The following is a 12,885-nucleotide window of genomic DNA, read 5'->3' on the forward strand; positions in this document are numbered from 1 at the left end:
CACCGGATGCACGGGTGAGCGAGGCGTAAATCTCCGCGCCCGCATGGCGAAACAACCCGAGGTGACGCGGTGCTCGCGTGCCTCCCCAAGAAATGACCATCCGCAGAGCCGGAGGATACGGGGTGTGACATGATGGAAAGAGAGCACGGCGCGTCGCGGCGTAGCGATTGACCCAACCACCCACCGTTGGAGAGAACCATGAACCCCGAACAGGCGGCTTCCAGCTCCGCCGATCTCCTGCATGCTGAAGCCCGTGAAGTGTTGCGCCGCCTCACCGGCGTCGCTAATGCCGAGTTCCACGACGGCCAGTACGAGGCGATTCGCGCCCTCGTAGCCGACCGCGCCCGCACCCTCGTCGTGCAGCGTACCGGCTGGGGTAAGTCCGCGGTCTACTTCATCTCTTCCCTGCTGTTGCGTGCCCGTGGTATGGGCCCGGCTCTTATCGTCTCCCCGCTGCTTTCCCTGATGCGTGATCAGGTCGAGGCGGCATCCCGCGCGGGAGTGCGCGCCGCCATGGTGAACTCCGCGAACGTCACCGAATGGGATGAAATCCGCACCCGCCTCGAAGCTAACGAGCTCGACGTACTCCTGGTGGGCCCCGAACGCCTCAATAACGCGGCGTTCCGCGAGCAGTGGCTGCCGTACCTGCTGCCGCGCCTGGGGCTACTCGTCATTGATGAGGCGCACTGTATTTCTGACTGGGGTCACGATTTCCGCCCCGACTACCGCCGTATTGGTTCGCTCATTAAGTCTCTGCCAGCGGGCGTGCCGGTGCTGGCGACTACAGCAACCGCGAATGACCGTGTTAGCCGCGATATCGCCGAACAGCTCAGCACCGATACGACCGCACCTGTACATGTGCTGCGCGGTCCGCTATCCCGCGAGTCCCTGCGCCTGGGCGTTCTGACTCTGCCCCATGAGGCGCAACGCATCGGATGGCTACTCATGCACCTGAACAGCCTGCCCGGTTCGGGCATTATCTACACGTTGACTGTCTCCGCGGCAGAAGATACCGCAAATGCTCTGCGCGCCAGCGGCCACGAGGTGCTCGCCTACACCGGCAAAACTGACCCGGATGAACGGCTGGTTGCAGAGCAGGCACTCAAGGAGAACCGGGTGAAGGCGCTTGTTGCGACGAGCGCCCTCGGTATGGGTTTTGATAAGCCTGATTTGGGTTTTGTTGTGCACCTGGGTGCGCCGTCGTCTGCGGTGAGCTACTACCAGCAGATTGGCCGAGCCGGACGAGGCGCCGTCAACGCTGATGTTCTGCTCCTGCCCGGTCGTGAAGACCGCGCCATTTGGGAGTATTTTGCGACCGCCTCCATGCCCAATGAGGAGCAGGCGCTGGCGGTGCTGGATGCCCTCGCCCAGTCCCCGGAGGGGTTGAGCATTACCGCGTTGGAGGCGCGCGTTCAGTTGCGCCGCTCCACCCTGGAGCTTCTGCTGAAGGTGCTGGACGTTGAGGGTGCCGCTGTGAAGGAAGGTAACTATTGGCGTCGAACCTCTTTGCCGTGGCAGTACGATAGCGCCCGTTATGCGGCGGTGGCGCAGGCGCGTGTGGCGGAGCAGAACGCCATGCTCGAGTATGAACGCACTAGTCAGTGCCGGATGCTTTTCTTGGCTCAGCAGCTTGATGATGCTTCCGCGACTGCTTGCGGCCGTTGCGATGTGTGTGCGGGTCCCTGGTACCCGGTTGAAGTTCCCGCTGAGGCTCAGCAGGCGGCACAGAGCAGCTTCAATACGGTGGGTGTGCCCCTGCAACCGCGCCGCATGTGGCCGAGCGGGCTGGATCAGCTGATGGGTGCGGATGCGCCGCGCGGTCGTTTGTCTAAGGACGAGCAGGCTGAAGCCGGTTACGCTTTGGCGCGTCTGAGCGACATGGGGTACGGTACTCGTCTGCGTGAGCTTCTGGCGACGAATGAACTGGGCGAGCCGGTTGATTCTGAGGTTCCTGCCGAGCTGGGTCGCGCCTGCGTGAAAGTGCTTGCCGCTTGGGAATGGTCTGAGGCGGGTCGTCCGGTGGCGGTGTTGACCCTGCCGTCGCCGGTGCGTCCTCGTTTGGCTCAGTCCCTTGGTAGGGGGCTTGCGTCGGTGGGTCGTCTGGTGGATTTGGGTCAGGTGTCACTGGTGGGGGAGCCGCGTTTCTTTGGCGGTAATAGCGCATTCCGCTGTGCGGATGTGCTGCGCTCGTACCGGGTGCCTGCAGAGGTTCTGGACTATGTGCGTGAGCATCGGTGCCCTGTTCTGCTGGTTTCTGATGTGGTGGATTCGCGGTGGGCGTTTACGGCTGTTGCGCGGGAGCTACGGCTGGCGGGTGCTTCTGCGGTGTATCCTTTCTCTTTGGCAGCCACCCACTAGTTGCGCCTATTAACGTTTATTTATTCCCCTGACGAGGTTGTATGTCATATTCGGAATATTCAAAATTGACGGTCACAGACGGTTCTTCCGCCGTGCTCAGCGATATTCCCGCTCGCCCCGAACACAGCGAGTGGATGGTCCGCGCCCTCGCCGAGGGTGCCGCCGCAGGTGAGCGTGGTGAGATCCCTATCGGTGCTGTGGTGGTGGACGAGCAGGGTGTCATTATTGGTTCGGCAGGCAATACCCGCGAGCGGGAGCATGACCCCAGTGCCCATGCGGAGGTGAATGCGATTCGTCAGGCGGCGTCGCATCGTGGTCAGTGGCGCCTGGACGGATGCACGCTCGTGGTGACGGTTGAGCCGTGCCTGATGTGCGCCGGCACGATCCTGGCCTCGCGCGTTTCGACGGTGGTTTTTGGTGCCTGGGAGGAGAAGACGGGGGCTGCTGGCAGTCGTTACGATGTACTGCGTGACGGCAGGGTTGCTCCGGTTCCCGAGGTGTATGCGGGGGTGCGTGCTGATGAGTGTGCGCAGCTGATGGTGGACTTCTTTAAGGAACGCCGCCCCTGACCTCACCTAGGCCCCACCCCTAAAGATGGTTTGTATAACGCGAAAAGCCGCGCAGAGATTGCGTGGCTTTTCGCGTTATTTGTACGAAAAACCCCATTTATTTGAAAAATACTTCAAAAATTTCAAAAATGACCCCTATTTTTTTATGAAAAGCCCACCACATCACACATAACCGGGTCTAACATATATAGGCATTGGAGCCTCCGCCTGCCTGCGCCTGACGTTCTACACCCTGCGTGGTGCCGCGGATGACTCCCAGAAACTCACCCGAACCATCCATTCTCTGAGGGGATCTAACCGTGTTAAGCGTTGACAATATTTGGGCAAAAGGGCGCCATACTCCGCTTTTTGACCGCACCACCTTCTCAGTGGGTGAGGGTGAAGTCATTATTGTTCAGGCGGATAGCCAGTTGGAGCGTACCTCTCTCGCGTTGGCGCTGACTGGTCGCCTTCCCCTGTCCAGCGGCACGATTAGCTGGAGCAAGGGCGATGATGAGCCTCGCCGTATTTCGATGAAGCGTCTGCGTGCTCTTAGCAGCGTGGTGGACTCTCCTGATGTGACCGCTCCTGAGCAGCATATGCGCGTGCATGATTACGTGTCGGAGATGCTCTCCTATAACTTGCCGATTTTTGGTCGTTCCCGTGCGAGCCGCTGGTTGGCCGAGCGCGGTCTTGATGAGCTGGACGGCCTGTGGATGGATGAGATTAGCGGCGAGATGAACATTGAGCTGATGGCTGCTTTGGCGCAGCATAGCCCCTCTGACTTGCTGGTTTTTGATACTCCTTCCCGCCACCTGAACCACACGTACATGTGGCTTCCGTACCTGGAGGAGCTTGCCGCCGATGAGGACCACCCGCGCACTGTGGTGGCTGTTGTTCCGCATATTTCTGAGTCCTGGCATGGTGCGCGTGCCGTGGTCGGTCGTGCCTCTGAGGAACAAGCCTCTGAGGAAAACGTGCCGGCTCCTGTTGAGGGCGAGATTGAACCCTCCAATGATTCCCCCGAACATGGCGAAAACGCTGAGAAGGAGTAAGAATGACTGTTCTGCGTGTTGCACTCGTTGAGCTGAAGCGCCTGACCAGCGGTGTTCTGCCGGTTCTGGTGCTGCTTGCGATGTCCTGCATTCCGCTGCTGTATGGCGCCCTGTATCTGTACGGTAACTGGGATGCTTACGGCAATGTGAATGGCATTGTGGGGGCCCTGGTGGTTGAAGATGAGGGCGCTGAGGATTCTGAAGGTAAGCAGGTGAACACCGGTGCGGACGTGAAGAAGAACCTTCTAGACGCTGGCACGTTTGATTGGCGTCAGGTGCAGACCCGTGCTGAGGCTGTTGAGGGCGTGGAGAACGGCACCTATGACTTTGCGATGGTGATTCCGAAGGATTTCTCCCGTAATTTGCAGAGTGCCGGTTCGTTCAAGCCTGATGCTGACGGCAAGACGGGCACTATTGATGCGCGTTCGGCGGGTATTGAGGTCATTACGAATGATGCCAATAACTATGTGCTGACGAATATTGTCACGAAGGCGGGCACTGCGGTGCGTGATTCGGTGGCGGAGAAGGTCGGTAATTCTACGGCGAATTCGCTGTTGGCTAGCTTCACGACGATTCATTCGAAGATGGGTGAGGCTGCTGATGGTGCGTCGAAGGTGAATAACGGCACGGTGAAGCTGGCGGATGCTATCACTCAGCTGAAGGACGGCACTGCCACGGTGAATGATGGTGCCGTGAAGCTGAAGGACGGCACTTCCTCCTTGGCTGATGGTCAGTCCCAGTTGTTGGATGGTCAGAAGCAGTTGGCGGAAGGCGCTGCGAAGCTTGCTGATGGTGTGTCGACTTTGGATTCGGGTGCCGAGAAGCTGGATTCTGGTGCTGCGAAGCTTGCCGATGGCGCTTCGAGTTTGAAGGATGGTTCGTCGACGTTGGCTTCGGCTGCGGCGTCTGCTTCTGATGGTGCGGCGAAGTTGAAGGACGGTTCGGCGACCCTGGCTGAGGGTACTGCGAGCTTGAAGAGTGGTTCGGCTTCGGTTGCGAAGGGCGCTAATGATTTGGCCTCTGGCATTCATCAGTTGCGTGCAGGTATGGATCAGGCGGGTATTCGTGAGTTGCCGGCTGAGCTGAACGCGATGTGCATGCGCCTGCATGAGACGGATACGTCTGCCGGTAGCGGCGATTTTGGTCGTGATCTGTCGAATACTGTGGTGTCTGCGAGTGCGCAGAAGGTGCGTGCTCAGGTGACTCCGCTGGTTGAGGCGGGTACATTGACTCAGGAACAGGCTGATCAGCTGGTGGCTGCTGTTGATTCTGAGGAGACGAAGAATGAGGTTGCTGAGCTGAATCAGAAGGCTCTGCAGTCTCATTTGGCGGCTCGTGATGCTGCCGCTGCTGATGCCCTGTCGAAGCTGAGCGCATTGAAGTCGAGCCATTGTATTTCTGATGGTTCGTCGTCGACTGCGGCGAAGATTCAGACTTTGGTGACTGGCGTGGATTCGCTGGATTCTGGTGCTTCGTCGCTGGCGAAGGGCGCTTCGTCGCTGGCTGAGGGTGCCGCTCGTGTGGATGCTGGCGCGTCCTCGTTGGCGTCGGGTTCGGCGAGCCTGGCTGATGGTAATTCTAAGATTGCTTCGGGTGCTTCGAGCCTTGCGAGTGGTTCTGCGACTCTGTCGGGTGGTGCTTCTGAGCTGAAGGAGGGTACCGGTTCTTTGAAGAGCGGTACCGCCGAGCTGAAGGATGGTAGCGGCACTTTGGCGCAGAAGGAGCAGTCTGCGGTTGAGGGCCAGCAGAAGCTGGCTGATGGCGCGGATAAGCTGAAGGATGGTGCGTCGCAGCTTTCTGACGGTACGGCGAAGCTGTCTGATGGTTCTTCGAAGCTGAATGATGGTGCTTCCGAGTTGAAGGATGGTACTTCGTCGCTGGAGAACGGTCTGGCTTCTGGCGCGAAGCAGGTTCCGAGCCTTGCGCCGACTGATCAGGCGAAGATTGCGGATACGATGTCGAACCCTGTGACTTTGTCGCAGGAGTCGCTGGCGTCGGCTCGTAACTATGGTGAGGGCATGGGCCCGTTCTTCATGTGCTTGGCGCTGTGGATTGGCGGCTTGATGCTGGTTCAGACGTTGCGTGTGATGAATAACCGTGCGTTGGCTTCGCATGCTCCGTCGATCCGCGTGATGCTCGGTAGCTGGATGCCGTTCGGCCTGGTGGGTATTGCTCAGGCGACTCTGATGTTCGCCGCGATTAAGTTTGGTTTGGGCTTTGAGATGGCTCATCCGTGGCTGGTGTGGCTGTTCCTCTGCTATGTGGCTTTGGTCTTTACCGGTTTCATTCATGGTTTGACGGTGATTTTGGGTGCGCCGGGCAAGCTTGTTGCTTTGGTCATTCTGATTCTGCAGCTGATTACTGCGGGTGGCACGATGCCGTATGAGACTTTGCCTGAGTCGATTCGTTGGATGCATGATTTCTTCCCGATGGGTTATGCGGTGGCGGGCACGCGTCGTTTGGCGTATGGCATTAATGAGTCGAGTCTGTGGGGCATCATGCTGGTTTTGACTTTGTGGGGTCTGGCTGGTCTGGTGTTGGGCTATATTGGCACGCGTCGTGATCGTACGTGGTCCCTGAAGAAGCTTGCGCCGGAGATTACTGTGTAACGAACCCTGTTTGGTCGCACCGGGGGAAAACTGTCTAATAAAATAGAGATATATCTGCAAAAAGGGAGGGAGGACTGCTGATGTTGCAGCGCCCAGTCGCTGAAGCTTCAAGTCGTCGTCCCGGCCGTACAGGTAGAACTCAGTTGAAGTTGTTCAACGCTGCTATGGAAATCATGACCCAAAAGGGGCTTGAGTACGCCACTGTTGAAGAGGTGGCTGCCCGGGCGGGTGTTTCTAAGGGAACCGTGTATTACAACTTCGGTTCTAAGAAGACCATGGTGGATCAGCTGGTTCAGTACGGCACGCAGTTGCTGCTGAGCGATGCGCGTCGCGCGGCGTCGGTTCATTCTGATCCGCGTGAGGCGTTGCGGAGCGCTGTTCGCGCCGCGTTCCAGTATCTTGAGGACCGTCCGGGTTTTACTCGGATGTGGCTTGCGGAGACGTGGAAGGGCGCGGATGGTTGGACCGAGGCGATGAGTGATAACCGTCTGAATCTTCTGGATTATTTGCAGGAGATGACGGAGGCTGTGGCTCGCCGCTATACGGTTGATACTGCTCAGAATCCTCGTGCGATTGCGATCTCTATGTTCGGAGCGATTTATATGCTTGCTATGGATCGTGAAGTGCATCAGGCGGAGCGCAATGCTGAGGATGCAACGCGTGCTGTCATGCTGGTTGTAGATGGGTATATCCGTCATTAGGCGGACCTGTTGGGTCTGTAGACCTAGCCGGGACTTCGGTGTCGGGTGTCGAAAAGGGCACGGTGAAAAGGGGCCGTGAAGAGGGCGACACCCGGCTGCCGCACGTGGTTTTTCTTGCTCTCTTGTTGGGGGTGTGCTATAGTTTTCCACTGTTGGTGGTGTGTCCGAGCGGCCGAAGGTGCATCACTCGAAATGATGTTTGGTGTAAAAGCCAACGGGGGTTCAAATCCCTCCACCACCGCACCAACGAAAACCCGTCGAGATTCGTCTCGGCGGGTTTTTGCATGCCTGGATTGTTCTGGGGTGGTGCTGGCGGGTGTGTTGGTAGGTGCTTGTGCGGGGGTACTTCGCCTCGTTTTATAGGTTGTGTGCCACTTCCGGGGCTTTGCCGGTGCTTGCTGATTCGGGGGTGGGTAAAATCGTATTATGCGTATTAAGATTCTTGACCACCCGCTGGTCTCTCACAAGATTAGTGTTCTGCGTGATAAGAACACCCCGTCCCCGATTTTCCGTCAGCTGGTTGATGAGCTGGTGACCCTTCTCGCCTATGAGGCGACTCGCGAGATTCGCGTGGAAGAGGTTGAGGTTGTGACTCCGGTGGCGACTACTACCGGTGTTCGTATTGCTGATCCTAAGCCGCTGGTTGTTCCGATTCTGCGTGCTGGTCTGGGCATGCTGGAGGGTATGACTCGTCTGGTTCCGACCGCTGAGGTGGGCTTCCTGGGTATGGCTCGTAATGAGGAGACCCTGGATATTGTGACTTATGCTGAGCGTCTGCCGGAGGATTTGACTGGTCGTCAGGTGTACCTGCTGGATCCGATGCTGGCTACCGGTGGCACTCTGATTGAGGCCATTAAGTTCCTGCGTGAACGTGGTGCTGAGTCTGTGACTTGCGTGTGCCTGATTGCTGCTCCTGAGGGCATTGCTGCTCTGGAGAAGGGCATTGAGGGTATGGAGAATGTTGACCTGTTCCTGGCTGCTCGTGATGAGCGTCTGAACGAGAAGGCGTACATCATTCCGGGTCTGGGCGATGCTGGTGACCGCCTGTACGGTCTGGCTGAGTAGTTTTTCAGCGTTATTCACGTGATGTGAGTGGGGCGCCTCTGCATATGTTTAAGCATGTGCGGGGGCGCTTTGTTGTGTCTGCGGGGGGCTGTGCGCAGGTTATACGTTGTGATGTTGGGTGCTTGTGTGGGTTTATGAAACACCCTTGATAATATGTGATGAGGAACACTATAATGCTTTGAGGGCCTCAAAATATATTGAGCATATTCGCAGCTTCACATGAAAATACAGGGTGAAACCAGTAAATAAAAGAAGCTATGAATATTTATAAGGGAAAAAATACTGAAAGCTTCAGGTAGTCCCCGAAACCCTAAAACATGAGAGAGGGCATTGTACTCCTCTCGCCCATAAAGATGAATCCACTATGCTGAATCCGCTTGATTTATCCGTCAAATAGGAGAAATATTAAGTAAGAGGATTGAGACTCGAACAGGTATTGGGGACTGTTTTAGCTCCGCGTCACTTCCGGCGCACCCCACACTACGTACGACAGGGATCCCGTACACAGACTTTGAGAGAAGGTTGAACCATGTCAGGCGCTGTACCTGGATATGTCCACATCTCCCAGCGCGGCCGCGCCGCTAAGCGCCAGGTCGTGCAGCCCCAGCGTCCCGCTGCGCCGGCCGCAACGTTGCGCCCGATGACTTTCTCAGCCGGTGACTCTGCCCATAAGCAGGCTCAGGAAAATGAGGCACGCGGCTTTGTGCTCTATGTGGGTTTGAACGAGGAACTTGCTGCAGCGAATGGTACCTCCCTGGTGCGTATCGTTCAGGATCTGCGCACTTACGCACACCACCTGGCTCCCGAGTCGGAGTCGTACGCCGCTGTGGCGTTGGCTCCGGTGAACGCTGAGGGTAGCGACCTTGAGGTGGTACGTAATGCGCTCGGCGACCCGACCGCAATGTACATGCACCCGGAGGCGAATGTCGCCCGCGAAGCAGAGACCACGAATAGCCATTCTTCGGGTGTGCTGATTGATTTGGCACGCCGCGAGGTATTCCTGGATGGTGAGCCGCTCATGCTGACCTTCAAGGAATTCGAGCTGCTGGCACACCTGGTGGAGAACTCTTCCCGCACCGTGGGGCGTGAGGAACTGCTGAAGGCGCTGTGGAGCTCCGGTGACGAGCATCCGCATGAGCGTACGATTGACGTGCATATTCGTCGTCTGCGTTCGAAGCTGGGCCGCCTGTCGGGTACCGTGCGTACGGTGCGCGGTCAGGGTTACCGCTTCTTTGAGCACCCCGAGGTTGTCGTCTGGGCTGCTCCGGAGTACTCGATTTAGTTTTTAGAGTGCACCCCGGTGTGCTGGCGTGATGCCGGTACGCCGGGGTTTACTTGTGCCCCGCCTGTGGGTGTTAGTGCGCGTGCTGTGCGGCGTGCGGGACGTCCCGGCGCCCTCTAGCTAGAATGGGTGTATGGCTGAAAATTCTTCCAACACTGCATCTGGCTCGCACCGCAGCGGGGCCAAGCGTCTGATTATTATGCGCCATGCGGAGGCTGATTGGGGTCTGAATGATTTTGATCGTCCGCTGACGAAGCGTGGTCATGAGCAGGCTGCCGCCGCAGGTGCCTGGTTGGCTTCTCGCGGTTATATTCCGGAGCAGATTATGTCGTCATCGGCATTGCGTACTCGCCAGACGACGACTTGGGTTTCGGATGGTTTGGGGGCGAAGGCGCCTACCGCTCATCTGGATGAGGGTCTATATGAGGTGTCTGCGTCCCGCATTATTGCGCGCATTAACAGCGTTTCGGAGAATGTTCATTCTCTGATGGTGGTGTCGCATCTGCCCGGTGTGCAGGATGCGGCGCAGCGTTTGATGGGCCCGGATTCTGACCCGAACGCGTCCATGGATGTGTACTACGGTTTCCCGCCTTCTTCCATTGCGGTGTTTGAGGTGCCGGGGGAGTGGGCTCTGCTTGATGGCGCGGATGCGCGCCTCGTGGACTTCAAGAGCTTCTAGACTTCGCACCCGAATGAAAAGGGTAAAGTAAAAGCCCCGTACCAGCTGGTACGGGGCTTTTTGTGGCGGAGACGGGGGGATTTGAACCCCCGGTCGAGTTTAACCCCGACCCTTCATTAGCAGTGAAGTCCATTCGGCCGCTCTGGCACGTCTCCACGGTGCGCTCGCGAGCGCATCCCTATAAGAATATAGGCTGTTTTGCGCTTGGTCAATTCGACCTGTGAGGCGTGAGAGATATATGGGTGGGATGGTGTTGCGGTGGGAGTTGTGAATATGCTGCTTGGTATTCTGCTCAGCCTTTTGAGATGCTGCTGTTGTTTATGGTCCTGGCGTATGTTTAGATGGATATCTTTCATAGCTACTGGTCGGAGAAGACTCGCGAGCGCTCCGTGTGCCCGCAGATTTTTGTATATCCTTTAGAGCACCCAGCTAATGCATTGCGGTGCATTGTGGGGGCTTGGGCAGCGGATGTAGTTGTACCCGTTCCATTCATGGGTTAGGGTGAATTAGGTTTAACGCACACCAGCCGTACGAAAGTGAGATGCCATGTCTCAGAATCCTCGGGGTTCAGACCCCTACGACTACAACCCGGACTACAACCGTCTGAACGAGCAGTACAACCAGAACGGTCAGTGCGGGCAGAATACGAAGTATGGTCAGTATGGTCAGGGCTCTTACGGCCAGTACGGTCAGCCAATGATGGTTCCTGTGGGCTTTTTGCAGAAGACCCCTGAACAGATTGCTGGTGAGAAGGCTGCTCAGACTTCTACGGTGCTCGGTATTATCGGCTTGATTTGTGTTCTGACGCTTGGCTGGTTCTTGATTGGTATTCCCTTTCTGATTCTGGGTGTTATCGGTGTCTCCAAGGCGAATGAGGCGGAGCGTTTCGGTGTGGCGGCTTCGACTGGTCGCATCCTGAATTGGATTACCGTAGTTATTGGTGGCATTTTCCTGGTGCTTTACGGCGGTAGTATTCTGATGCTGATTCTGTTGGCTTCCTCAGAATCCGCGGCCAATTCCAGACTGGTGGATGTTGCGCAGATACTGGCATTCTTCTAAAAGCTTCTGCCCTCGCTGGAGGGTACGCGAGAGCCCCGTTCCTCAATACGAGGAACGGGGCTCTTTGTGCTCCACGCGTGGAGCACAAGCTAAAACGCGGATGGTAAGGGATTTGAACCCTTGAGACGGGGTCACCGCCTACTGGTTTTCAAGACCAGCTCCTTCGGCCGCTCGGACAACCATCCATACGCACCAGAGACCGGCATTTTATGGCAATACCGTGCCGCAGGGCACTACGAGATTATCTCATGCGATAAGCTTTCTGTAAATCGCGCACCAACGATGGTGCTTCCGGCAATGAGGAGGACTCATGAGAGCAATTATTGAGAACAGTCACGGTGGACCTGATGCTCTGACAATCAGCGAAGTACCCGCCCCCGTACCCCGCTCCCACGAAGTTCTCATCCGCGTTCACGCCGCCGGAATCAACCGCGCCGACGCCCTGCAGCGCCGCGGATTCTACCCGCCGCCCGCCGGCGCGAGCGCCATCTACGGCCTCGAAGTAGCCGGCGTCATTGAAGCGGTCGGTGAAGGCGCCTCCGTGGAGAACTGCGGCACCCCCGTCATGGCGCTCCTCGCTGGAGGCGGCTACGCCGACTACGTGACCGTACCGGTCGACCACGTGCTGCCCGTACCCGAACAGCTGAGTTTTGCCGAAGCCGCCGGTATTCCCGAAGTCGCGGCAACCGTCTACTCGAACCTGGTTCTCACCTGTGGTATGAGCATGAACCCCGCCGAAAACCTCAAGGAAGACGGTGAACCCGCGGTGGTGCTCGTGCACGGTGGTACCGGCGGTATCGGTGTGCACGCTATTCAGCTGGCGCTCGCCGTAGGTACCCGCGTGTTTGCAACCGTGGGAACCGAGGAAAAAGCAGAATATGTGCGCTTACTAGGTGCGGAACCCATTATTTATACAGAACATTCGTTCCGTGAAGTTCTGCTGGCTGAAACTGGCGGACGCGGCGCTGACTACATCCTCGACGTCGTGGGCGGAAAGTACCTGGACGACAATCTGCACACCCTCGCCGACGGCGGGCACCTGTGCATTATCGGTCTGATGGGCGGCGCCAAAGCAGAAGTGAACCTGGGGTATATGCTCTCCCGCCGCCTGTCGGTGCACGCTACGAGCCTGCGTACCCGTTCGGATCATCAGAAGGCTGAGATTCTGCGAGGTGTACGCGAACACGTGCTGCCGCTGATTGAATCCGGCAGGATTGGCGTGGGTCTGGACCGTATCTTCGACATGGAGGAGGCGGCTGCCGCCCACGAATACTTCGACTCCGGTCAGCATCGCGGCAAGATTGTGCTGCGCATGGTCTAGAAATCGCTGCGCCCCTGCGGTGCTATTTTAGGCCGGTGCCATTTTAGACTGGCGCTGCGGGGAGCGTCGCGTGAGCGGCGTGAAGAAAATCTGGGTTTGAAATAAACAGTTGACTGCTGACATCTCGTCACCAAAAGAGATTTAGGGTAACCTAAGTATAGGGAGGTTTGCGGGTCGCCGCAGAGCCCATCGCCGGCAGCCTCCACCG

Annotated in this window: 10 protein-coding genes and 3 tRNA genes; 11 read left to right on the top strand and 2 right to left on the bottom strand. The window is 57.5% G+C overall.

Features of this window, described 5'->3' with window-relative positions:
* Positions 1–198 precede the first annotated feature (198 nt).
* The 9 genes from HMPREF2927_RS04590 to HMPREF2927_RS04630 all read left to right on the top strand — a co-directional run bounded on the left by HMPREF2927_RS04590 (position 199) and on the right by HMPREF2927_RS04630 (position 10,297).
* Complete coding sequence (locus HMPREF2927_RS04590; protein WP_070685943.1) at positions 199–2,358, top strand: RecQ family ATP-dependent DNA helicase; 2,160 nt, start codon at positions 199–201, stop codon at positions 2,356–2,358.
* 41 nt (positions 2,359–2,399) lie between these two features.
* Positions 2,400–2,927, top strand: coding sequence for a nucleoside deaminase (locus HMPREF2927_RS04595; protein ID WP_070685945.1), 528 nt, complete (start codon positions 2,400–2,402; stop codon positions 2,925–2,927).
* A 299-nt stretch (positions 2,928–3,226) separates the two neighbouring features.
* Complete coding sequence (locus tag HMPREF2927_RS04600) at positions 3,227–3,961, top strand: ATP-binding cassette domain-containing protein (protein WP_070685947.1); 735 nt, start codon at positions 3,227–3,229, stop codon at positions 3,959–3,961.
* A gap of 2 nt (positions 3,962–3,963) precedes the next feature.
* A complete protein-coding gene (locus HMPREF2927_RS04605) occupies positions 3,964–6,570 on the top strand; it encodes a YhgE/Pip domain-containing protein (RefSeq protein WP_070685949.1) in 2,607 nt (868 codons plus the stop codon).
* 80 nt (positions 6,571–6,650) lie between these two features.
* Entirely contained in the window at positions 6,651–7,271 is a 621-nt protein-coding gene (locus HMPREF2927_RS04610; RefSeq protein WP_070685951.1) for a TetR/AcrR family transcriptional regulator, read from the top strand.
* A 154-nt stretch (positions 7,272–7,425) separates the two neighbouring features.
* Positions 7,426–7,512 (top strand) — tRNA-Ser (locus HMPREF2927_RS04615).
* Positions 7,513–7,697: 185 nt separating this feature from the next.
* Positions 7,698–8,336: a uracil phosphoribosyltransferase gene (gene upp, locus HMPREF2927_RS04620; RefSeq protein WP_005507583.1), complete on the top strand. Its 639-nt coding sequence runs from the start codon at positions 7,698–7,700 to the stop codon at positions 8,334–8,336.
* Between the two features lie 529 nt (positions 8,337–8,865).
* Positions 8,866–9,618, top strand: a complete 753-nt coding sequence (locus HMPREF2927_RS04625; protein WP_070685953.1) for a winged helix-turn-helix domain-containing protein — start codon at positions 8,866–8,868, stop codon at positions 9,616–9,618.
* A 133-nt stretch (positions 9,619–9,751) separates the two neighbouring features.
* A complete protein-coding gene (locus HMPREF2927_RS04630) occupies positions 9,752–10,297 on the top strand; it encodes a SixA phosphatase family protein (protein ID WP_070685955.1) in 546 nt (181 codons plus the stop codon).
* 63 nt (positions 10,298–10,360) lie between these two features.
* Here HMPREF2927_RS04630 and HMPREF2927_RS04635 read toward each other — a convergent pair.
* A tRNA-Ser gene (locus HMPREF2927_RS04635) sits at positions 10,361–10,452 on the bottom strand.
* A 391-nt stretch (positions 10,453–10,843) separates the two neighbouring features.
* Here HMPREF2927_RS04635 and HMPREF2927_RS04640 point away from each other — a divergent pair.
* Entirely contained in the window at positions 10,844–11,356 is a 513-nt protein-coding gene (locus HMPREF2927_RS04640) for a polyprenyltransferase (protein WP_070685957.1), read from the top strand.
* Positions 11,357–11,453: 97 nt separating this feature from the next.
* On the opposite strand, the gene HMPREF2927_RS04645 is transcribed toward HMPREF2927_RS04640, so the two are convergent.
* Positions 11,454–11,541 (bottom strand) — tRNA-Ser (locus tag HMPREF2927_RS04645).
* A gap of 125 nt (positions 11,542–11,666) precedes the next feature.
* Here HMPREF2927_RS04645 and HMPREF2927_RS04650 point away from each other — a divergent pair.
* Entirely contained in the window at positions 11,667–12,677 is a 1,011-nt protein-coding gene (locus HMPREF2927_RS04650) for an NAD(P)H-quinone oxidoreductase (RefSeq protein ID WP_070685959.1), read from the top strand.
* Positions 12,678–12,885 lie beyond the last annotated feature (208 nt).

It is taken from the genome of Rothia sp. HMSC061E04, from assembly GCF_001813685.1.
GTDB classification, from domain to species: Bacteria; Actinomycetota; Actinomycetes; order Actinomycetales; family Micrococcaceae; genus Rothia; species Rothia mucilaginosa.

Bases quoted from the DNA above. Each gene is read 5' to 3' on its own strand.
- HMPREF2927_RS04590 (WP_070685943.1), top strand. From the start codon at position 199: ATGAACCCCGAACAGGCGGCTTCCAGCTCCGCCGATCTCCTGCATGCT.
- HMPREF2927_RS04595 (WP_070685945.1), top strand. From the start codon at position 2,400: ATGTCATATTCGGAATATTCAAAATTGACGGTCACAGACGGTTCTTCC.
- HMPREF2927_RS04605 (WP_070685949.1), top strand. From the start codon at position 3,964: ATGACTGTTCTGCGTGTTGCACTCGTTGAGCTGAAGCGCCTGACCAGC.
- HMPREF2927_RS04610 (WP_070685951.1), top strand. From the start codon at position 6,651: ATGTTGCAGCGCCCAGTCGCTGAAGCTTCAAGTCGTCGTCCCGGCCGT.
- upp (WP_005507583.1), top strand. From the start codon at position 7,698: ATGCGTATTAAGATTCTTGACCACCCGCTGGTCTCTCACAAGATTAGT.
- HMPREF2927_RS04625 (WP_070685953.1), top strand. From the start codon at position 8,866: ATGTCAGGCGCTGTACCTGGATATGTCCACATCTCCCAGCGCGGCCGC.
- HMPREF2927_RS04630 (WP_070685955.1), top strand. From the start codon at position 9,752: ATGGCTGAAAATTCTTCCAACACTGCATCTGGCTCGCACCGCAGCGGG.
- HMPREF2927_RS04640 (WP_070685957.1), top strand. From the start codon at position 10,844: ATGTCTCAGAATCCTCGGGGTTCAGACCCCTACGACTACAACCCGGAC.
- HMPREF2927_RS04650 (WP_070685959.1), top strand. From the start codon at position 11,667: ATGAGAGCAATTATTGAGAACAGTCACGGTGGACCTGATGCTCTGACA.